The sequence below is a fragment of the Alphaproteobacteria bacterium genome (assembly GCA_015231795.1).
GTDB lineage: Bacteria > Pseudomonadota > Alphaproteobacteria > Rhodospirillales > WMHbin7 > WMHbin7.
Genome location: JADGAX010000001.1, coordinates 810512 through 829918, shown reverse-complemented (window position 1 = coordinate 829918; position 19407 = coordinate 810512). Strand labels below are relative to the sequence as shown.

Sequence of the window (19407 nt, the reverse complement as noted above, 5' to 3'; positions counted from 1 at the left end):
GAGATGTCATCCATGCGTAAACTGCTTGCCGTTGCCGCCTTCATTGGTCTGCTGATGGCGCGCCCCGCCCTGGCGCTCGATCCTGAGAACACTTTGCTGCTCGATCTGAAGGACGGGCGGGTAGTCATCGAACTGCGTCCCGATCTGGCCCCCGCTACTGTGGCCCGTTTCAAGGAACTGGTGCGCAGCAAATTCTATGACGGTCTGACCTTTCATCGCGTCATCGCGGGCTTCATGGCCCAGGGCGGCGATCCTAATGGCGACGGCTCGGGCGGGACGGGCAGGAAGCAGAAGGCTGAATTCTCAGCAGAAAAGCATGTCCGTGGCACGGTTTCGATGGCCAGGGCCGATGACGTCGATTCCGCCGACGCGCAATTCTTCATCTGCTTTGCCACTTCGCCTTTCCTGGATAATAAGTACACCATCTTCGGGCGCGTGGTCGAAGGCATGGAATTCGTGGATATGATCAAGAAGGGCAGCCGCAACGCCAATGGGGCCGTCAGCAATCCCGACAAGATTCTGAAAATCCGCGTTGCAGCCGACGTAAAATAAAGGCATAAGGCCACACGACAGTTTAGGGCGCGTAGCTCAGCGGTAGAGCATCTGACTTTTAATCAGAGGGTCGCGGGTTCGAACCCCGCCGCGCTCACCAAGAAAACACCCGTCAAGTCAATGGCTTGGCGGGTGTCTTGTTTCTGGGGCTGGCCGTCTGCGAGCGTCAGGTAAGCACCGGGTAAGCAGGAAAAATCAAGTTCTGGCAAGCTCTGGCAGGGTTGCCCCATGATGCCAAACGCAGCGAAACCTCCGCAACCGGATAACCTCGCTCGGCGATCTGACGAATCGCGTCCCGCTTGAAATCGTCGCTGAAATTGACTTTGCCCATCTTGGCCTCCTTGCCTCAAATTTAGAGAAGAAGGCGCTATGAGTCTGGGGGGCTATTCACGCCTGCTTTGATCTTTTCAGACTCTTTTTGACGCAGTAGATTTTGTGCAAGGTCGCTATTAAGGCGATGGCTTCAGGGCCATTCAACGAATAATAAATGGTTTGGGAAGCCCTGCGCGTTTTGACAAGCCCATCGGCACGCAATCTTGCCAGATGCTGCGAGATTGATGATTGAGAGATGCCGACCAACTCTCCCAGCTCGGTCACATTCTTTTCCCCATCGGTCAATTGACAGAGCAGCAACAGCCGACGCTCGTTGCTGAGGGATTTCAGCAGATTCTTGGCCTTCAGCAGTTTGTCTAGAGTCGGCAGGGGGCGTGGAACGGGCTTCAATTTTAACCTCGCTAAAGGGTTAAGGTGAGAAACGATGCTGTTCTAGCGGGAAAAAAGGCGCGGTTACGATTTAGTAACGCCGTGCATTAGCAGGTCATTGCGTAAGCGCCCTCTTATGTTGCGACACACAATCAGCCGCCGATGGCGCTCATTGAACGCGCAGATGCGCCCACTTGCGCCGCGGCAAGAAAATCATGACCGGAAGGTTTTCCCTGGATTGCCGCAAGGATCGCTTCTTTCAATTCCTCGTCCGATCCGCCAGAGCGCAGAATTTCGCGGAGATCGACAGAGTCTCCCCGGTCCAGGCATAGTTTCAACATGCCGTTGCTGGTCAGGCGCACGCGATTGCATGTATCGCAAAAGCAGGCGCTCATGGGCGTGATGAAACCCAGCTTGCCGCCAGTTTCGCCCACGCGCACATAGCGTGCAGGGCCGCCGGTGCGTTCGTTCAGCGGCGCAAGGGTCCAGCGTTTTTCAAGATGCGCCTGCGTCGCCTTTTGCATGTCGGGCGAAGCGGGTTTGGCAGGCCCCATCGGCATCACTTCAATCAAGGTCAAGTCAAGGCCGCTAAAGCCGCACCATCTGATCATGGCGTCGATTTCGCCATCGGACGTATCCGCCACCAGCACCATATTGATTTTCACTTTGATGCCAGCCTTGCCAGCCGCCGAGATGCCGTCCAAAACTGCGTTCAAGACATTGCGTCCGGTAATCGATTGAATTCGTCCGGCTTCAAGGCTGTCCAGAGACACATTGACGCGTCGCAGGCCTGCCGCAGCCAACTCGCTTGCATATCTGTCCAGCATAGTGGCATTGGTCGTCAATGTGACTTCGTCCAACTGCGGCAGTGCCTTGAGCCGCTTGACCAATCCAACGACGCCTCGGCGCAACAATGGCTCGCCGCCGGTAATGCGAATTTTGACGACGCCCAAGGCGACGAAAGCGGCGCTGATTTTTTCGATTTCTTCCAGCGACAATATCTCGCGCCGCTCCAGCAGCGCGCGGCCGGGAACGTTGCAGTAGCTGCATTTCAAATCGCAGCGATCGGTTACCGACACTCGAAGGTAGGTGATCTCGCGTCCCAAACTGTCTTTCATCACGCTTTCTTTATATATGTTGCGGGAAGGCTGGCTTGCCGCGCCTCATGCCAAATTCTTGCCAACTGTAAAAATGGTCCGATTGCTTAAGATCGCTCCGGTTGTGCGCTGCACCATGTTACCGGGCGGTAACCGAAAGGGCGGCGAAATTCAGCCGATGTGAAGATTCGGTAACATCGGTCATCCCTGAGAAGATAAAAAAATAGCAAAATGCGTTTCTCTTCCACTTGGCACGCTCTTCGCAAATGAACAGCGAATTCGTTTCGGCACGCCACGCCGAAGTGAGCAGATGCAATAACCAAGGGGAGGAAGCAGATGGCGATTGGGCTTCAGGCCGAACCATCGGAAGGCGTAGCTGGCAAGAAGCGCTGGGCGATGGTTGTCGATCTTCGGCGGTGCATTGGCTGTATGGCCTGCGTCGCCGCGTGTAAGGCGGAATATGACGTGCCGCTGGGCGTTTGGCGTACCACGGTCAAGGTGAAAGATCTGGGGCAGTATCCCAACACCAAGCGCCAGTTCATGCCGCGACTGTGCAATCACTGCGACAATCCTCCTTGCGTTCGCAATTGCCCGACCGAGGCGACCTACAAGCACGAGGAAGGCTACGTTCTTCAGCGCTACGAGCGCTGCATCGCGTGTCGCACCTGCATGGCCGCCTGCCCCTACAATGCGCGTCACGTGCTGCCCAACAACCGCACCCGCGTCAAGATCGGCGGCGTCGTCGACAAATGCACCTTCTGCGAACATCGCGTTTCCAATGGCTTGGTTCCCGCCTGCGTTCAGACCTGCATTGGCCGCACCCGCATCTTCGGTGACTTGAATGACGCGAACAGCGAAGTTCGCAAGCTGGTGGCGCAAAAGGCCGTCGCGGTGCTGAAGCCCGAGAAGGGCACCAAGCCGCAGGTCTATTACATCCAGCCTTCTCAGAAAATCACCGATCAGATGTCCAGTCCCCCTGCGTCTTATGCCGCCAAGGCAGATGCGGAGGCGTTCTACCGCCACAATAAAGGGCGGCAGTTCTTCGGCGGCGTCCTGTAAGGGGGAGATGAAACATGTTCGAATATAGCTGGTTCCACATTGCGCCTTGGGGCGCCGAATTGTCGGTCTACTTCTTCCTGATCGGCATGGCGGGAATGTCTTACGCGCTTGCCACCGCACCCGATTTGTTCGGCGGCAAGTTCGAAGCCTTGCGCGCCATTCAAACGCCGGGCCTTGCCGTTGGTCTGATTGTGATCGGCATCTGCGCGCCGCTCCTGATCTTGGATCTCGGTCAACCCGGCCGTTTCCTATATCCCATCATCTACTTCCACTGGACCTCGCCCTTGTCATGGGGTTCGGTTTTCCTGGTTCTGTTCACGGCTTGCATTCTCGCCTTCTACTGGGCCAAGAACATGGGAAACCGCAGCGATCTTTTGAAGCCTCTGGCCGTCATCGGCTCGCTGCTGGGGCTGTCGATGCCGCTTTACACCGGCCTTGACCTGATGGTGAACACCACGCGCGAAGTCTGGGCGACGCCCTGGATGCCCGTGATGTTCACGGTGCTGTCCGTTTCTTCGGGCACGGCCCTGATCGCCCTGCTCGCCAAGCTGCGCGGCGCAGACAGCGCCGACACCATGGCCATCTTGCACACCATTCTTCTGGCTTCGGTGGCGACAACCTTCGCCTTGTTCCTGGGACTTGTGGTGTCGCTGCTTTATGGCTCGGGCGAAATGCAGCAGGGTTGGGGCATTCTGAATGGCCAGTACGGCATGCAGATTTGGTTCCTGACCTTTGTGATCGGCATTCTGCTGCCTCTGGCGATGCTGGCCATGCCAGCCGTCGGGCGTCAGCCGAACATCCTGATCGGCGCGGGCCTGGCCAGCATGGTGGGAGCATTCATGGTGCGCGAGGTTCTCCTCGTCGCCGGTCAGCTGCCCCAGCTTTACTACTAAGCGAACGACAACGGAAACAGAGAGGGACGTTGCCATGAATAAGCATTTCCCAATGACCCGCCGCGGCTTTCTGAAGCTGGGTGGCTCAACCGCTGCGGTCGCAAGCGCGCTTGGCGCCAGTCGGCTTCAGGCCATGGAGCAGGAACTGGGCGGCAAGGACTTTTCAGCCGTCACCGGAAAACTGCGCGAAGCGGTGCCCTATACCTGCATGACCTGCAACATCCAAGACGGCGGCATCGCCTATATCGAGGACGGACGCATCGTCAAGCTGGAAGGCAATCCGGACCATCCGGGCAATCGCGGCAAGCTGTGCGCCAAGGGCAATTCCGGCTTCCAGCACACCTACGATCCGGATCGCATCATGACCCCGCTGGTAAGAACCGGCAAACGAGGCGAAGGTAAATGGAAACGCGTCAGCTATGACGAAGCGACCAGCATTCTGGCCGCCAAGCTGAGGGAAGTGATCGACCGTTCGAATGCCGCCAACGATCCGGCCATTCGCAACGAGATTGTCTTCAAATGGGGACGCGACCGTTCGGGCGGCGCTCTGGGTCGCTTCATGGCGGCGCTGGGGTCGAATGCGAAGGTCAACCACACCAACATCTGTGAATCCTCGAAGAAGGTCGGCCTGGAGCCTGGCTGGGGTCCGGATATCGAATATCCTGATTTCGCCAGCACAAAATACGCCCTGATCTTCGGCGGCAATGTCACCGAGGCCAGCTATTTCCACAACCCTCTGGCCCAGCGCCTGATGGACGGAAAGACGCAGAACCAGACCAAGCTGGTCTATTTCGATCCGCGCCACGCCAATACAGCGGCGGTCGCCGATGAATGGTTCGCGCCGTTCCCGGGCACCGACGTGGCTATCGTTCTGGCCATGGCGCATGTCATCATGAACGAGAAGCTGTATGACGACGCCTTCGTCCGCAATTGGACGAATGTGACGCCCGAACAGTTGATCGCCCATCTGAAGACCTATACGCCGGAATTCGCGGAAAGCGAGTCGGGGGTGCCCGCCAAGGACATCCGCCGCATCGCCCGCGAATTCGCCACCACCAAGCCCGCCACCACCTTCTCGTACCGTGGTCCCTGCAAGCATGTGTATGGCGCCTATCAAGAAGCCGCCATCCAGATGCTGAATGTGATTACCGGTAATGTCGAGAAGAAGGGCGGTTACTGCCTGCCGCGCGGCATGGGCTACAATCAGCCCACTCCCAAGCCGCCGGGCGGAAAAGCGCCCAGCATCATCGGGGCGCCGCCGGAATATCCGCTGGCCAGCCATGCGGTCTCGACCCACATGCCCTATCAGGTCATGAAGGGTCAGGTGAAGATGTCGGTCATGATGACATATTACGACAACCCGGCTTATACCTATCCTTCCAGCCATGTTTGGGAGGCGATGTACAAGGACGAAAAGCTGTTGCCGTTCTTTGCCTCGTTCAGCCCATACATGTCCGAGACGGCGCAGTATGCCGACCTCATCATTCCGGATACCAGCTTCTTGGAGCGAAACGATCCGGACTCGATGCCAAGCGACCTGCGTCCCTGGGTGGGCATCCGCCAGCAGGTGATCAAGCCCCTGGGCAACACCCAGGAGTTCCGCGAATCGCTGTTGCAGATCATCAACAAGGTCGATGCCGACGGGTCGTTGGGCATGAAGCAGTACTTCCCGTTCAAAAACGGCGAGGAATGGGTTCGCGCTCAGTTCGAGGGCATCCCCGGCCTCAAGGAAGACGGCGGCTATGACTATCTGAAGAAAAACGGCGTCTGGCCGAAATACGGCAAGATCGATCCGGTCACCGCTCAGATTGTCGATAAAAACGGCGATGAAGTGCCGGCCGAATATGGCCTGCACGCCAAGGAACTGTCGGCTGCCGCCATGGATGGGGCAAGCGTCGAGGCAAATGGCGCCATCAAGAAGGGCGGCAAGACCATCGGCGTTCGCGTCAACGGCAAGAACTGCGCTGGCTTCGGCACGCCCTCGGGCAAGATCGAGATCTACAAGGACAGCTATAAGAAATATGGCTTCAACCCCATGCCGGTCTACAAGCGGCTGGCGTCTCGCGACAAGAAGGCCGACGAGTTGGTCCTGACCACCTTCAAGGTCAACGTCCATACGCAAAGCCGTACTGCGGGCGTTAAGTATCTGGCCGAGCTCTATCACAAGAATCCGGCCTGGATTAACCCGAAGACGGCTGCGGCCAAGGGCATTGCCGACGGCGATTTGATCCGCGTCACATCGACGCTCGGCTATATCGTGACCCGCGCGCATGTCACCGAGGGCATCCACCCCGACGTGGTTGCCATCTCGACGGCATGCGGCCACAGCGCCTATGGACGGCTTGCTCAGTTGAAGCATAAGGAAAAGGCAGCTGAGTATGTCGCCGGCAACGATCCCGATATCGACAACAACGTCTGGTGGGACGACAAGGGCGTTCACCCCAATCCCATCATCCGTCTTCAGGTCGATCCAATCGGCGGCTCGCAAGGCTGGTACGATACGGTCGTAACCGTGACCAAGGCCCAGGCGGGCGACAAGTACGGCGACGTCAAGGTCAGCCTTGAAGCGTCGATGAAGGATTATGAGGAAACCTTGCGCTACGCCTACACGGGCGATCTGCACAAGGCAAATCACAAGGAGGTCGATATCGACTGGAACAGCTTGCCCGTCCCACATGCGGGGAAGGGTCATTAAGTAGCTCCTACCACTTAAAGCGATGGCGGCAGCCTTGGCCGCCGCCATCGTGATCTTTCTTCCGGCGGAAAGTTTGTGAGGAGTTGACGATGCAAACATTGATAGAGCAGGTTGCGCAGGGCGCGCGCCTGGACGAATGCAAGGCACAGTCGGCATTGTTTCGCTTGCTGGCGCGCACTTTCGAATTCGAGATCGACGAGCCGTTCCTGAACAGCCTGAGAGGCGACTTGAAGGAGCCCTTGGCCGAGGTTGGAGCGGAAGTTCCAGAAGACGTTCTGGCTGACGACGTTGCCAGCCTGCTTGAGCGGCTTGCCGTCGAATACACGGCGCTCTTCGTGCAGCCGGGCGCCATATCGCCGCATGCGTCTGTTTTTGAAACCGGCAAGATGTTTCAAAAGCAAACAGACCGCGCCGTTCGTTGGTACCGTGAGAACGGATTTGAGTTCAAGCATTGCCATAGCGGCGAATTCCCCGACCATGTCGGTGCGATGCTTTCCTTTGTATCCGCGATGTTCGAGAGAGAATCTGAAGCGCTTGAGAAGGGCGAAGACGAAACGGCTGACAAGATACGTCAGAACCGCGAACGCTTCATGATCGAAGAGATGGGCGGCTGGGTTCCTGCATGGTGCCGAACGGCAGCGCGGGCGGCCGAACATCCCTTCTACGAACGGATGTTGCAATTGACCGAGCGCGTGCTGTGGGACGAGCTTTCGCAGTTCGTTCCGCCCAAGCGCATGCATGAACTGGCTGAAAAAGCTGTCAAGGAACCCACCATCGCCAAGAAGGATCCCGGCTTCAGGAAAGCATCTGGCCTATAAGGCAACGCAAGGGAGGAAAGAGGATGAGCATCCGGCGGCGCATCCTCCTGGTTGAAGGTTCTGGACGCGGTTTCCTGTGTCATTACGCGCATGCCTTGGCCTTAGGGCTTAACGAGCTGGGGCATGACGTGTCGCTGATAACAGGAACGCGCGATGAATTGTCGGCCTGGACAATGCCATTCGAGAAATCGGCCTGCCTGCATCATGGCTTGGCCGGGTGGCTGTGCTTGGCGCGCAAGGTGCTCGCCTGCAAGCCCGACGCCGTGCATTTTCAGTGGGTGGGTCAGCCGCTTCTGGCTTCGTTGTTCGTCTTGTGGCTAAAGCGACTTGGCGTCAGCGTCGTTTATACGCCGCATAATCTGCTGCCGCATCGCAGGCGTTGGCTATCTACGCCGTTCTTCCATTTGTTCTATCGGCTCATGGATGGGATCGTCGCCCGCGACACCCATCTGGCCTGGGGGTTGGAGGAAATGCTGGGCGTGGGCAGTGAGCGCATCGCCTTGCTGCCGGGAAGCCCCAATCTGCTGGCCCATCCCGTTGCATTAAAAAAGCCGATTGCGGAACTGCCGCCTCGCGAGGAAGGCGAGATCCGCCTGCTTTACTTTGGCCACGGTTCCTCACGCAAGGGACTGGGGCTGCTGATCGATGCGCTAGAGTGCTTGAAAGACGACACCAAATTACATTTGATCGTCGCAGGCGAAGGCGTGTTGCGGCAAAAGGAAAGCGCTGGCTTGCGCCAGTTGGCCGGAATGGTCCGCACGACCATTGTCAGCCGCTACATTGAGGCAGACGAGGTTTCAGACTTGTTTCAAAGCTGCGATTTGATGATCATGCCCTATGCCAAGCAGTGCAAAAGCCCGCTGACAGATCTTGCCGCAGCATTTCGTTTGCCGGTGTTGCGGACAAATCGGGTCGAGGCGGTTTACTTCATCGATGGCGTTCATGGTTACACGATTGAAGGTGGCGACCCGGATATGATGGCGAGAGCCATCATCGATTGCGTCTATCCCGAGACCTTGGCTGCCCTGCGCGACGAGTTGGACCGCGAAGAGACCGTCGAGGCCGCCATCGCGCGTTTGGCGCAGGCGCATACGCATTTGTATCAGCGCCTGATCGAGGAAAGTGGCTTGGCGTCCTTGGATGGAGTGCGCCGTCATGCCTGAGTTCCGCACGCTGATCCTGATTGCCCATAAGCGCCATCTTCCAGCGCTTGTTAAACTGATGAAGAAAGAGCGAACGGTGTTCGAAAGCTACCGCCTGCTCTCGACCGTCGAGGTTGGAACGGTCATTGAAAAGGAAGTCGGGCTGGAAGTGACCTCAGTATTTCCATCAAGCAAAGGCGGCGAAATACAATTATGCGGTCTGGTCTGTTCCAATTCCGTGGCGGCGGTCTATTTCCTGCGCGACCCCCTGTCGCCGGGTGGGTCCGAGGCAGAAATAGCACCCTTCTACCGCGCTTGCGACCTCAACAACGTCCCCTTGGCCACCAATTTGCTGACCGCCGTCGCCTTGACCCATTGGCTTGGCCGCAAACTTCCCGAGGATGACGCATGAAAGCAGAAGGCCGCGATCAAGTTAGCGACTTATTCCGCGCCAGCTATCTGCTGGATGATTCCGACATGTGCGTCAATCCAAGGGCGCGCCGGGTCATTTGCACCGATTGCGAGAAGGCATGTCCAGTCAAGGTGATCAAGCCTGGCATCGACGCGATAGCCCTCAATGAGGACGACTGCACGCTGTGCGGCGCTTGCGTTCCAGCCTGTCCATCCGCAGCCCTTCGGCTTTCGGTCTTCGATCCGATCCGCTTTCTGGAAGCGGCTGCCCAGATGGACGAGTTGCATGTCCATTGTCCTGAAAGCCGGGATGGCGGCGGCGGCATCGTCATTCCTTGTCATTTGGCGATCGATGCCAGATTGGCGGCGGTGGCGACGAAGGGGGGGCGGCGCGATCTGATCTTGCATGGCCGTCCACTTTGTCATGAATGCGCGCGCGCCGACGCAAGAGAACATGCGCCAGCGCTAACCCGTGAACTGAAACGCTGGTTCGGACCCAACAGTCGCAGCGTGCGCTGGGCCAGACCCGGCGAAGAGGCGCAGGACAAGTCCAGCCAGCATATGGATCAGGCGCAGGCCAATCGACGCAATTTCCTGCGGCTGGCGGGCGCTCGGGCAATCTCGAACATCTCGTGGCTGGTGCCGACTTCTTCGGGTGCGGTCGCCGAGCCACAGGGAATTTTTGTGCCGGGAGATTTCAAGCGAAGGGAAGATCCGTATCAAAGCGCCCTGGCAAAAACCGGCGGCGTCTATGCTTGGTTGGATGGGACCTTGCTGCCGTTCATGATTCGCAATATCTCGGATGCCTGCTCGCATTGCGGAATCTGCGCCGATCGCTGTCCGACTGCGGCGTTGACCCATGCGCACGGACCTGGGTGGCAAGGTATCGATTACGAAGCGTTGAGCTGCACGAATTGCGGGCTGTGCACGGCCATTTGCCCCGACAAGGCAATCACGGCGAAGGTTGCCACCAACTGGGAGATGGTCATCGAACCACGGCAAACGCTGATCCGTCGCGAGCTTGACGTTTGTGCGCGCTGTGGTCAGCCTTTCAAGGCAGACGAGCAGACAATGTGCCCGGCCTGCAACAAGGAAACGGATGTCGATGCGGATTGGATGGCAATGCTGGGAGGTTAAGTGCGTTGGAAGATGATAACGGCTGTCTTGGCGACATGCGTTCTTATCGGTCTTGTCTGGTGGTGGATAACGCTTCCAAGAACGCCAGAGGAACTCTACAAGGCCAGATGCGCCGCATGCCACAAACTGTCCGATCTTTCGGGGTACAAAAAGGATGAAATCGAGGGAATCGTGCGCACCATGCGAACCAGGAATGGAGCGGACAAGGTGATCGACGATGAAGAGGCAATCATCATTACGCGTTATCTGGAAGGACTGAGGGAGTGACGGCAACATCGCTTGAAGACACGGTTATGGCGGCGCTGAAAAGCGTGACGCTTGGCCCGGACGGTCCCAGCATCGTCGCGTCCGGGCTGGTCTATGGCGTCGTGGCGACTGGTTCAGCCGTGCGCGTCTTGTTGGACCCTGACAGAATTCCGGATGGCGATGCCGATGCGCTGGGCGATTTTCTGGCGCCGATGGTCGAGGCGCTGCCCGGCGTCGAGCGCGTCATCGTCAAGCCGCGCCCAAAATCGATTGCGAACAGCGAAAGCCAGCCCGTAGCACAGTATGTGCTTGGCGTTCACAGCGGCAAGGGCGGCGTCGGCAAATCGACCTTAACCGCTAATCTTGCCGCGGCGCTGGCCTTGCAGGGCCTAAAGGTTGGCGTTCTGGATGCCGATGTCTATGGTCCGTCGATGCCGACGCTTTTCGGTCTTTCCGGGCGCGCCGAGGAAGTTGACGGAAAAATCGAGCCGCTCGCCGCCCATGGGGTCAAGGTGATGTCGCTTGGATTCTTGTTGCCGCCGGAAAAGGCGCTGGCCTGGCGTGGCTCGCTGATCGACGAGGGTTTGCCGCTTTTGCTTTCCGAAGTCGCTTGGGGGAAGTTGGACATTTTACTGATCGATCTGCCGCCCGGCACATCCGACGTTCATCTGGCACTGGCCAAGCATGCGCATCTGTCGGCAATTCTGACCGTCACCACGCCGGGCAGCCTAGCCCTGATTGATGTCAAACGCGGCATGGAGATGTTTGCCGATCTGGCCGTTCCGTGCCTGGGAATCGTCGAGAACATGGCATCGGTTTCTTGTTCGGATTGCGGCCATGCCATTCCTGTTTTCGGCCAGGGCGGCGCCCTGGCCCTGAGCGAGGAAACCGGCTTGCCGTTGCTTGCCAGCATTCCCTTCATCCCGGATTTGTCTGTGACCGGCGATGCGGGCGTTCCCTATGTCATCGCCGCAGCCGAAGCGTTGACGTCAGCGACGATAGTCCGGCTGGCCTTGCGGATCGCCAAACAGATTCCTAGGGAGGCTTCGGCATGAGCGGCTGCATATCCGAAAGCAGCTTCGCCTCTCAGCAACCCATTCCCGGCGTGCGCGACGTGATCTGCGTCGCCAGCGGCAAGGGTGGGGTTGGCAAGTCGACGCTGACCGTCAATTTGGCGGCCACCTGGGCGGCGCGGGGTTTGGCCGTCGGCGTTCTGGATGCCGATCTCTACGGCCCTTCGGTGGCCTTGCTGCTGGGGTCGGGCAACGGGGTCGATGTGACCGACGAGGGCAAGGCGCTGCCTAAGTTGCGACACGGCGTTCATTCCTTGTCTGTGGGAAACCTTCTGGCTCCCGAGGCCGGGCTCGTCTGGAAAGGCCCCTTGATCGCGCAAGCCATCGAGCAGATGGTTTACGATGTCGCTTGGCCAGAACTGGATATTCTTCTGATCGACATGCCGCCCGGCACCGGCGATATCCCCATCACGCTCTTGGAGCGCATTCCGATCACTGGGGCCATCGTGGTTTCAACGCCGCAGCGCTTGGCCGCCGTCGATGCCGAGCGGGCGATAGCGCTTTTTCATGAATATGACGTGCCGGTGTTCGGCGTGGTCGAGAATATGGACGGCTATGTCTGCCCCTGCTGCGGCAAGATCAATCGCCTATTCGCTTCTGGCGTTGTCGAGCTTATGGCCAAGAAGCGCCATGTCGCCTATATCGGCAGGGTGCCGCTTGATCCAACGGCCAGCCAGGCAGCCGATGCCGGAACCCCTTTCGTGATTCGCGACAGGCAGGCCCCATCGGCCATGGCGCTTGCCGATGTGGCCGACAAGGTTTTGTCTGCGCTGCAACGAGAGCATGCCAACCCCAAGATAGCCGAGGACGCATGACCCATCTGATCGTCGATTGCCAGACGCTTGATTTCGACTGGAGCGGTGCGAATGGCCTGCTGACTCGCGCCACAGATCTGAAAGCGGAAAATGCCAGCGGGATAGAGCTGTTTCTTTTTCGCGGCAGCCCCTCGGTTTCGCCGGAATGGGCGGGCCGACCTGATGTTTTCTGGCTTGCGGAAATGGGGCTGGATCAGGCCGCGAAGTTTCGTGACTTGCATCCTGGCGAACGCGTTCTACCCAGCGCGTCGGCGGCAAGGCCATCGTCAAACTTTTCGATGGGCGACCGATATACGGGCGACGGCTTCAGATATTACGTCCCTGACGTATCTACCTACAAGACATACCGCGTGGCGGACGGCGATGCCTATCTTTCCGACTGGCTGGCGCGCGCCGCTGAATTGGGGTTCGACAGCGTCTTATTTGAAGCGCCCGAAGCCAGAGCCGGGACCAAGGGCTTCGATCTTGATCTTCTCGAGAAAATCAAACGCAATTTCTCCGGACAGATTTTTATGTCCGGAGGCGGTGAGGAACTCTTGCATTTCGAGCGTCTGAAGAAGGAGGGGGGATGCTTCGGTGCTTTGATCGATCAGTCCGCCGCCTTGAATATTGGGATTCAGGAGATAGCGGATCTCCTGAAACCGCCGCCCGAGGAAATGTCTCCCCCGGAAACAGAAGGAGAGGCTGCCTGAATATGAATCGAAGGCTAGCTCTCGTTCTTTTCCTGATCCCCTTCCTCTGGTTTGGCGGAGGGGCGTTGGCGGAACAGGGATTCAGTTACGTGTCGCCGGACGCGTTGGCTGACGCCCTTGTTTCGTCGACGCCCCCACTTGTCTTGGATGCGCGCGGTCGCGATCATTACGCCGAGGCGACAATTCCAGGCGCGATCAATGCCGGTCGTGATCCCAAGGGATTCTTGCCGTCAACCGGCAGTGGCCCGATGGTGCTTATTCTTAAAAAAGGCACTTCCTCGTTCCTGAAGAAAAGCTGGATCGACCGAATGACGCCATACGGATACAAAGTCAGCATCCTGAATGGCGGCTTTGAAGCCTGGCAAGCCGCTGGTCTGCCGGTTGAGACGCCGGCTTCGGGGCATGTTAAGCCCGGCTCTATCCCCTTCATCATTCCGCGAGGCCTGTGCGAGGCCAACACCCCGGCTCAGGTGCGGGAATGACGTGGCGGATGATGCTGGCGTCGCTTCTGCTTGCATCATTTCCCGCGTCGGCTTCTGAAGATTGCGCGGATTGTCACATTGAAGTTCATCGCCACTTCTCATCGACGGCGATGGCGAATGCGGCTCGCTCGGACGATTTCATCACCGAGTGGAAGGAAGCGGGCAACAATCCCGACTGTCTATCTTGCCATGCGCCGTCAGGTGGAGATGGCGTGGTTTGCGTCGATTGCCACGGGTCTGGGCCGCATCCATATGAACGCGTGAAGGTTCCCCAAATTTGCGCGCGCTGCCATGACGCTCCGGGTGAATCGACCTTGCGCCGCCACAAAGCCAGCCTAGCGGCACAAAGAAAGCTGGATTGCCTGTCTTGTCACGTCAAGCCGGGCGGACCCTCGCATGCTTTTTTGGGTGCCACCACGCCGCAGTTTTTGGTAGGCGCCGCCCGGTTGCATCTGGCCTTGCGCCAGGAAGGGGGGCGGCAAATCCTGTTGGCCGCCGTTCGGCCCAAAACCGGCCATGCGCTGCCCGGCGGCACCACAGGACGATCAGTCTGGTTGGTGGTGAAGGGGTTGGGGGGAGAAGATAATTCCCTGCGCTGGCGTGAAAGCTGGCGCTTCGGTTGGCTTAAAGGACCCGATGGATCATGGGAAGAGACTACTCTTGCCCCCGATATTGGTGCTAATCTTGAAATCGACGAGCCTGGGCGGGCGGGAGCGGAACGGGTCGAGGCGGAGCTAGTCTATCGCTTCCGGCCCGGCCCCTTCGAAGAACCGGACCCCAGGCAGGTCACGATCAGCAGGACGCAAATGATCCTGCGGCGATAAGAAGGACGGGAGGATAATGATAGGCGCTATCAGCAGGCGTTCGGCCTTGGCCTTGATGGGGGCCTGCCTTGTCTGCCGTCCGCTGCGGGCGGCGGGCGAGGAGCGACCTGTCCGTTTTGGCCTGACGGCCGTTGTGGTTCGCGAGAATTTAAAATTCTTCGAGCGCTGGCGGCACTATCTGGAACAGCGCGTCGGGCGGCCCGTGCGTTTCGTGCAGCGCCGGTCTTACCGCGAGATCATGGGGTTGCTGCAAACCGGAGAGATCGACTTCGCATGGATCTGCGGCTATCCCTATGTGCAGAAACGTGAACCGGAATTTCTTGAACTGATGGCGGTGCCCGTATTCATGGGCGAGCCGCTTTACAGTTCCTACATCATCGTTCATCGCGACAATCCTGCCACTTCGCTAGCGGACCTTGCAGGCAAGGTCTTCGCCTATTCGGATCCTGATTCCAACTCAGGCTATCTGGTGCCGCGCCACCTGCTGGCCGAAACGGGGGCAACGCCTGACAGCTTTTATCGTCTGACCTTCTTTACGTACAATCATGCCGAAACGGTCGAGGCCATCGCCAACCGGGTGGCCGATGGCGGCGCCGTCGATTCCTATGTGTGGGAGTTCATGGCGAAGACTAGGTCTTCGGTGACCGAACGCACCAAGATCATCATCCGTTCGCCTAAATACGGCTTCCCGCCCCTGGTCATGCGCAACGCCGCCGACCACGAACTGAAACGGCGCATGCAAGCGGCCATTTTGGGCATGCGTGAAGATATCGATGGTCGCGCCCTGCTGGCGGAATTGTCGCTCGACAGCTTCTCACAGGCTTCGCCAGCCCTCTTCGACGGCATTCGTCAGGTCGCCCAGCGCGTCAGCGAAGGGGTTCGACCGTGATTCTGTCGCACCCCAGAACCTGGAGTCTGTCGATCAAACTGCCTCTGACCATTACGGCGGTGGTGGTGGGGGTGGCGATCACCGTCGGCATGGCGATCGTGGTGCAAGAGCGCGACCGTATCCGCGAGAACCTAGAAGAGAAGGCGCTGGTCATCGCCAGGGGAGTTGCGGGCGTGGCCTACGATGCGGTGCTTCGCAGTGACTACTGGGGCTTGTACAAGTCGTTGCAGTCGATGACGGCCCCGGCGGACCCCAGTGGAAATCCCCCCAATGTTCTGGGCGGCATGGTGTTGGACACCGAGGGGCGCGTGCTGGCGCATCTCAGTCCCGAGACCAATCCCGTGGGGATGCCGCTGCTGGGCGCTAATCCCGAACAACGCAAATGGCTACGCGAGGTGCTGGAGGCGAACGCGCCGCACATTCATATCTCCAGAAATGAAAAGGGCGACTACGTTGAAAGCATCGTTCCGGTTCAGTCGGAAGGGTCGGTGGTTGGCGTGGTGGTTCTTCAGATATCAACCGAGGAAATCAATTCGCGCACCATGTCGGCGGCCGCCATCATCTTTGGCATCGCCATTGCGCTTGCCGTGGTGGGGAGCCTGCTGGGGGCCTATATCTCAAGGCGCATGATCCGCCCTCTGAACGCCCTGGCTAACGGCATGGATACGGTGGGACGCGGCGACTTCACGCGCCTGATCCCGCTCAAACCCAGAGACAAGGACGAGATCGGTCAGTTGGTGGAATCCTTCAACCGCATGACCGGCGAGCTGGCGGGCAAGAAGCAGCTTGAGCAGCAACTGGCCATGAACGAGAAGCTGGCCGCCCTGGGACGTATTGCCGCCGGCGTTGCGCACGAAGTGAACAATCCTTTGGGCGGCATGCTGAATTGCGTGGACATTTTGCGCAAAATGCCTGGTGACGAAACGCTGGTCGAGCGATATCTGCCGATGTTGGAACGTGGTCTTCACCGCATCCAGGCCATCGTTCAAGGGTTGCTGGCGGAATTGCGCACCGATCAGACAGATGCTTGGGGCGATGGCGGTTGCGTCGAGGACGTTAAGGAACTCATTGTGGCTGAAATCGGCGACCGTCCCATTCAGCTTTTGTGGTCAAATCAGATCGACAGCACCACATGCGTCAATTGCGGCCATCTTCAACAGGTCGTGCATAATCTGTTGCGCAACGCCGTCCAGGCGATCGGCGACAAGGGGATGGTCGCATTTCGCACTCAGGTCAGCGGGGACCTGCTGGTGATCGAGGTCGAAGACAACGGTTCTGGCATTCCTGAAGATGTTTTGGCGCATTTGTTCGATCCATTCTTCACCACGCGCTCATCTGGAACCGGTCTTGGTCTTTGGGTAACCTACAGGCTGGTATCGCGCATGAATGGGGAGATTGAAGTCGAGTCCGAACCCGGCAAGGGAAGCTTGTTCAGAGTGAAGGTTCCTTCAAGAAGCGCCCAGCAACGGCCGCTTTTGTCGGGGGCGGCATGATGGCCGATACATCGAAGGAGTTTTCAGGGCTTCGCGTCCTTCTGGTCGAGGATGACGATATCATGCGTTTGTCGCTGGCCGATAGCCTGAAGATGGAGGGCATCGAGGTGGCGGCGGCAGGAACGGTTGCCGAGGCGCGTCGTTTCCTATCCCAGGGCCATGCCGACATGGTCATCACGGACATACGCCTTCCCGATGGCTCGGGTCGCGACTTCTTTCATGAAGTTTCCGCCGCCTTGCCTGGCGTTCCTGTGATGCTGATGACGGCCTTCGGTTCCGTTCCCGACGCCGTCGAACTGGTCAAGGCAGGCGCCATCGATTATCTGACGAAGCCCTTCAGGCTGGATGGTTTCGTTGCCGCCGTACGGCGCATTCTGGGCAATGTTTCAGAAGCAAGGTTGCGCTTGAAACTGAATGAAGACGGAATGGAGAATCCTTTCCAGCCCGGCAAGGGACTGCTGGGGACCAGCGCCGCCATGCGCGGCGTCGAGCGGTTGGTCGCCCGTATCGCGCCACTGGACAGTTCCGTGCTGATCACCGGCGAGTCCGGCGTTGGCAAGGAAGTGGTGTCGAACATGATTCACCACAACAGCAAGCGGCGCGCCAAGCCTTTCGTGAAGGTCAATTGCGCGGCGATTCCGGCCAATCTTGTGGAAAGCGAACTGTTCGGTCACGAGAAGGGAGCGTTCACCGGCGCCGATAAGCGTCGGCAGGGACGTTTCGAGCAAGCCGATGGCGGCACCATCTTTCTGGATGAAATCGCAGAAATTCCGCCCGAGACACAGGTCAAGCTGCTGCGCGTTTTGCAAGAACGCGAGATCGTGCGCTTGGGCGGTTCCGAAAGCATTCCTTTGGATGTCCGCATTCTGGCCGCCACCCAAGTCGACTTGCAGGCGGCCATCGCAGCCGAGCGCTTTCGCAGCGACTTGTTCTGGCGTCTGAACGTCATACGCGTCGATATTCCGCCGCTGCGCGAGAGGCCGGAGGATGTCTTGTTTCTGGCAAGAAGGTTCATTCACGATTACGCGGAAAGCATGAGCAAGCGGATTTCAGGTCTGTCGGCTGAAGCGGAAATCCGATTGAAGCAATGGCCATTTCCCGGCAATGTCCGCGAATTGAAGAACATGATCGAGCGCGCCGTGGCGCTATGCGACGGTTCACGTCTTGAAGTCCACGACCTCTTTTCATCGGTCTTGCAACGTGAAAAACCAGTCGGCCCCGAAAACATATCGCTGAAAACCGCGGTAGAGGAGGCCGAGCGAGACATCATCCGTTCGACCCTGGATCGGTGCCAAGGAGCGGTCGGCCAAGCAGCCGATCTTCTGGGTATTTCTCGCAAAAGCCTGTGGGAAAAGATGCGCCGTTACGGCATCCAGAAAGCGGGGGACATGTGATAGGCCGTTTTGTTTTTTTCTCCTTGTTCCTATTATTTTCCCTTCCGCTTGGAGCGCAGCCCTTGGTGACGGCAGAGTGGGTTGCTGCTCAGGCGAAGAATGATGCTGTTCGGATTGTCGATGTTGGGCGCACGCCTGGCGAATTCCTGACCGCACATATCCCTGGTTCGGCTTTCACCGACTACAAAAAAGATGGCTGGCGTGTCGAGCGCAATGGGGTGCCGGATGTCATGAACGCCATCCCTGCACTGGAATCCTTGTTGGGGCGCCTGGGCATTGCATCCGACAAACATGTCGTGCTGGTTGCGCCAGGATTGTCGGCCTACGACATGGCGTCAGCGACGCGTCTTTACTGGACGCTGAAGGTCTTGGGACAGGAGAAGGTTTCCGTGCTGGATGGCGGGTTGGCCTCTTTCGTTCAACAAAAATTGCCCGTGGAGGCTGGACCAGCGAAACCCAGGAAGACCGAGATTTATGCCGCTCGTCCAGTATCTGGCATGGAGGCGTTCCTTCCAGATGTTGCCGAAACAAGCCTGCCATTGGTCGATGCCCGCCCCAGCGACGAATATCTGGGCATCAACAAAAGCGATAAGGTCCTGCTGCCAGGAACCTTGCCCGGAGCCGTGAATCTGCCGTTGGTTTGGATGACGGTGGATGGCAAGGGATTTTTCCGCCAACCGACGGTACTGAAATCCTTGTTTGCCTATGCCAAGGTTCAGCCGGATGCCCCGATGATTGTTTTCTGCAACACAGGCCATACGGCATCGCTGCTCTGGTTTGTCGCTCATGAATTGCTGGGCAATTCCCAGGCCCGGCTTTACGACGGGTCGCTGGCGGAATGGTCGCTTGATCCAATGCGGCCAATGGATCGAATCTTTAACATTCCTTCGCCATAGTGCAATTAGGAGAAAAGAGACCCGAGGCGATGGAGGCTAAAAATACTTGTCGGTCAATTCCGCCTTCCAGCAATCAATCTTTTCGCCGAACACGCCT

Annotated in this window: 20 protein-coding genes, 1 tRNA gene and 1 pseudogene; 19 read left to right on the top strand and 3 right to left on the bottom strand. The window is 58.3% G+C overall.

The window, feature by feature from the left end; translation table 11 throughout:
* Positions 1-3 precede the first annotated feature (3 nt).
* Positions 4-552: a peptidylprolyl isomerase gene (locus tag HQL44_04030; protein ID MBF0267740.1), complete on the top strand. Its 549-nt coding sequence runs from the start codon at positions 4-6 to the stop codon at positions 550-552.
* 25 nt (positions 553-577) lie between these two features.
* Positions 578-652, top strand: a tRNA-Lys gene (locus HQL44_04025).
* A 135-nt stretch (positions 653-787) separates the two neighbouring features.
* Here the strand turns inward: HQL44_04025 and HQL44_04020 are convergent.
* The 3 genes and pseudogenes from HQL44_04020 to moaA form a co-directional block, all read right to left on the bottom strand.
* A pseudogene (locus HQL44_04020) lies at positions 788-883 on the bottom strand (transposase).
* A 56-nt stretch (positions 884-939) separates the two neighbouring features.
* On the bottom strand, positions 940-1254 hold the full coding sequence (locus tag HQL44_04015; GenBank protein MBF0267739.1) for a winged helix-turn-helix transcriptional regulator: 315 nt from the start codon (positions 1252-1254) through the stop codon (positions 940-942).
* Positions 1255-1406: 152 nt separating this feature from the next.
* Entirely contained in the window at positions 1407-2372 is a 966-nt protein-coding gene (gene moaA, locus HQL44_04010; protein ID MBF0267738.1) for a GTP 3',8-cyclase MoaA, read from the bottom strand.
* Positions 2373-2687: 315 nt separating this feature from the next.
* Here moaA and HQL44_04005 point away from each other — a divergent pair, with 315 nt between their 5' ends.
* The 17 genes from HQL44_04005 (at position 2688) to HQL44_03925 (ending at position 19310) form a co-directional block, all read left to right on the top strand.
* Positions 2688-3410 (top strand): 4Fe-4S dicluster domain-containing protein, encoded by a 723-nt coding sequence (locus HQL44_04005; GenBank protein MBF0267737.1) that lies wholly within the window; start codon positions 2688-2690, stop codon positions 3408-3410.
* A 14-nt stretch (positions 3411-3424) separates the two neighbouring features.
* Positions 3425-4303 (top strand): polysulfide reductase NrfD, encoded by an 879-nt coding sequence (nrfD, locus tag HQL44_04000; GenBank protein ID MBF0267736.1) that lies wholly within the window; start codon positions 3425-3427, stop codon positions 4301-4303.
* 34 nt (positions 4304-4337) lie between these two features.
* A complete protein-coding gene (locus tag HQL44_03995) occupies positions 4338-6998 on the top strand; it encodes a molybdopterin-dependent oxidoreductase (GenBank protein MBF0267735.1) in 2661 nt (886 codons plus the stop codon).
* An 89-nt stretch (positions 6999-7087) separates the two neighbouring features.
* A complete protein-coding gene (locus HQL44_03990; GenBank protein ID MBF0267734.1) occupies positions 7088-7816 on the top strand; it encodes a molecular chaperone TorD family protein in 729 nt (242 codons plus the stop codon).
* Between the two features lie 23 nt (positions 7817-7839).
* Positions 7840-8979 (top strand): glycosyltransferase family 4 protein, encoded by a 1140-nt coding sequence (locus HQL44_03985; GenBank protein ID MBF0267733.1) that lies wholly within the window; start codon positions 7840-7842, stop codon positions 8977-8979.
* Positions 8972-9370 carry a methylglyoxal synthase gene (locus HQL44_03980; GenBank protein ID MBF0267732.1) on the top strand — a complete coding sequence of 133 codons (399 nt, stop codon included), beginning with the start codon at positions 8972-8974 and terminating at the stop codon, positions 9368-9370. The genes HQL44_03985 and HQL44_03980 overlap by 8 nt, the downstream gene beginning before the upstream one ends.
* A complete protein-coding gene (locus tag HQL44_03975) occupies positions 9367-10506 on the top strand; it encodes a 4Fe-4S binding protein (GenBank protein MBF0267731.1) in 1140 nt (379 codons plus the stop codon). The genes HQL44_03980 and HQL44_03975 overlap by 4 nt, the downstream gene beginning before the upstream one ends.
* The gene (locus HQL44_03970; GenBank protein ID MBF0267730.1) at positions 10507-10773 is read left to right on the top strand and encodes a cytochrome c; all 267 of its coding nucleotides are present in this window, start codon (positions 10507-10509) and stop codon (positions 10771-10773) included.
* Positions 10770-11807: a P-loop NTPase gene (locus tag HQL44_03965; GenBank protein MBF0267729.1), complete on the top strand. Its 1038-nt coding sequence runs from the start codon at positions 10770-10772 to the stop codon at positions 11805-11807. The genes HQL44_03970 and HQL44_03965 overlap by 4 nt, the downstream gene beginning before the upstream one ends.
* Positions 11804-12640, top strand: coding sequence for an Mrp/NBP35 family ATP-binding protein (locus HQL44_03960; GenBank protein MBF0267728.1), 837 nt, complete (start codon positions 11804-11806; stop codon positions 12638-12640). Before HQL44_03965 ends, HQL44_03960 begins: the two co-directional genes overlap by 4 nt.
* Positions 12637-13332 (top strand): hypothetical protein, encoded by a 696-nt coding sequence (locus HQL44_03955; protein MBF0267727.1) that lies wholly within the window; start codon positions 12637-12639, stop codon positions 13330-13332. The genes HQL44_03960 and HQL44_03955 overlap by 4 nt, the downstream gene beginning before the upstream one ends.
* An 89-nt stretch (positions 13333-13421) precedes the next feature.
* Positions 13422-13814, top strand: coding sequence for a hypothetical protein (locus HQL44_03950; GenBank protein ID MBF0267726.1), 393 nt, complete (start codon positions 13422-13424; stop codon positions 13812-13814).
* A 110-nt stretch (positions 13815-13924) separates the two neighbouring features.
* The gene (locus tag HQL44_03945) at positions 13925-14638 is read left to right on the top strand and encodes a hypothetical protein (protein ID MBF0267725.1); all 714 of its coding nucleotides are present in this window, start codon (positions 13925-13927) and stop codon (positions 14636-14638) included.
* A gap of 55 nt (positions 14639-14693) precedes the next feature.
* Positions 14694-15527 carry a phosphate/phosphite/phosphonate ABC transporter substrate-binding protein gene (gene phnD / locus HQL44_03940; protein ID MBF0267724.1) on the top strand — a complete coding sequence of 278 codons (834 nt, stop codon included), beginning with the start codon at positions 14694-14696 and terminating at the stop codon, positions 15525-15527.
* Complete coding sequence (locus tag HQL44_03935) at positions 15524-17020, top strand: HAMP domain-containing histidine kinase (GenBank protein ID MBF0267723.1); 1497 nt, start codon at positions 15524-15526, stop codon at positions 17018-17020. The genes phnD and HQL44_03935 overlap by 4 nt, the downstream gene beginning before the upstream one ends.
* The gene (locus HQL44_03930; protein MBF0267722.1) at positions 17017-18414 is read left to right on the top strand and encodes a sigma-54-dependent Fis family transcriptional regulator; all 1398 of its coding nucleotides are present in this window, start codon (positions 17017-17019) and stop codon (positions 18412-18414) included. The genes HQL44_03935 and HQL44_03930 overlap by 4 nt, the downstream gene beginning before the upstream one ends.
* Complete coding sequence (locus HQL44_03925) at positions 18366-19310, top strand: sulfurtransferase (protein ID MBF0267721.1); 945 nt, start codon at positions 18366-18368, stop codon at positions 19308-19310. The genes HQL44_03930 and HQL44_03925 overlap by 49 nt, the downstream gene beginning before the upstream one ends.
* Positions 19311-19407: the final 97 nt, after the last annotated feature.

Coding starts and splice junctions, on each gene's coding strand:
- HQL44_04030 (MBF0267740.1), top strand. CDS start 4: ATGTCATCCATGCGTAAACTGCTTGCCGTTGCCGCCTTCATTGGTCTG.
- moaA (MBF0267738.1), bottom strand. CDS start 2,372: ATGAAAGACAGTTTGGGACGCGAGATCACCTACCTTCGAGTGTCGGTA.
- HQL44_04005 (MBF0267737.1), top strand. CDS start 2,688: ATGGCGATTGGGCTTCAGGCCGAACCATCGGAAGGCGTAGCTGGCAAG.
- nrfD (MBF0267736.1), top strand. CDS start 3,425: ATGTTCGAATATAGCTGGTTCCACATTGCGCCTTGGGGCGCCGAATTG.
- HQL44_03995 (MBF0267735.1), top strand. CDS start 4,338: ATGAATAAGCATTTCCCAATGACCCGCCGCGGCTTTCTGAAGCTGGGT.
- HQL44_03990 (MBF0267734.1), top strand. CDS start 7,088: ATGCAAACATTGATAGAGCAGGTTGCGCAGGGCGCGCGCCTGGACGAA.
- HQL44_03985 (MBF0267733.1), top strand. CDS start 7,840: ATGAGCATCCGGCGGCGCATCCTCCTGGTTGAAGGTTCTGGACGCGGT.
- HQL44_03980 (MBF0267732.1), top strand. CDS start 8,972: ATGCCTGAGTTCCGCACGCTGATCCTGATTGCCCATAAGCGCCATCTT.
- HQL44_03975 (MBF0267731.1), top strand. CDS start 9,367: ATGAAAGCAGAAGGCCGCGATCAAGTTAGCGACTTATTCCGCGCCAGC.
- HQL44_03960 (MBF0267728.1), top strand. CDS start 11,804: ATGAGCGGCTGCATATCCGAAAGCAGCTTCGCCTCTCAGCAACCCATT.
- HQL44_03955 (MBF0267727.1), top strand. CDS start 12,637: ATGACCCATCTGATCGTCGATTGCCAGACGCTTGATTTCGACTGGAGC.
- HQL44_03945 (MBF0267725.1), top strand. CDS start 13,925: ATGGCGAATGCGGCTCGCTCGGACGATTTCATCACCGAGTGGAAGGAA.
- phnD (MBF0267724.1), top strand. CDS start 14,694: ATGGGGGCCTGCCTTGTCTGCCGTCCGCTGCGGGCGGCGGGCGAGGAG.
- HQL44_03930 (MBF0267722.1), top strand. CDS start 17,017: ATGATGGCCGATACATCGAAGGAGTTTTCAGGGCTTCGCGTCCTTCTG.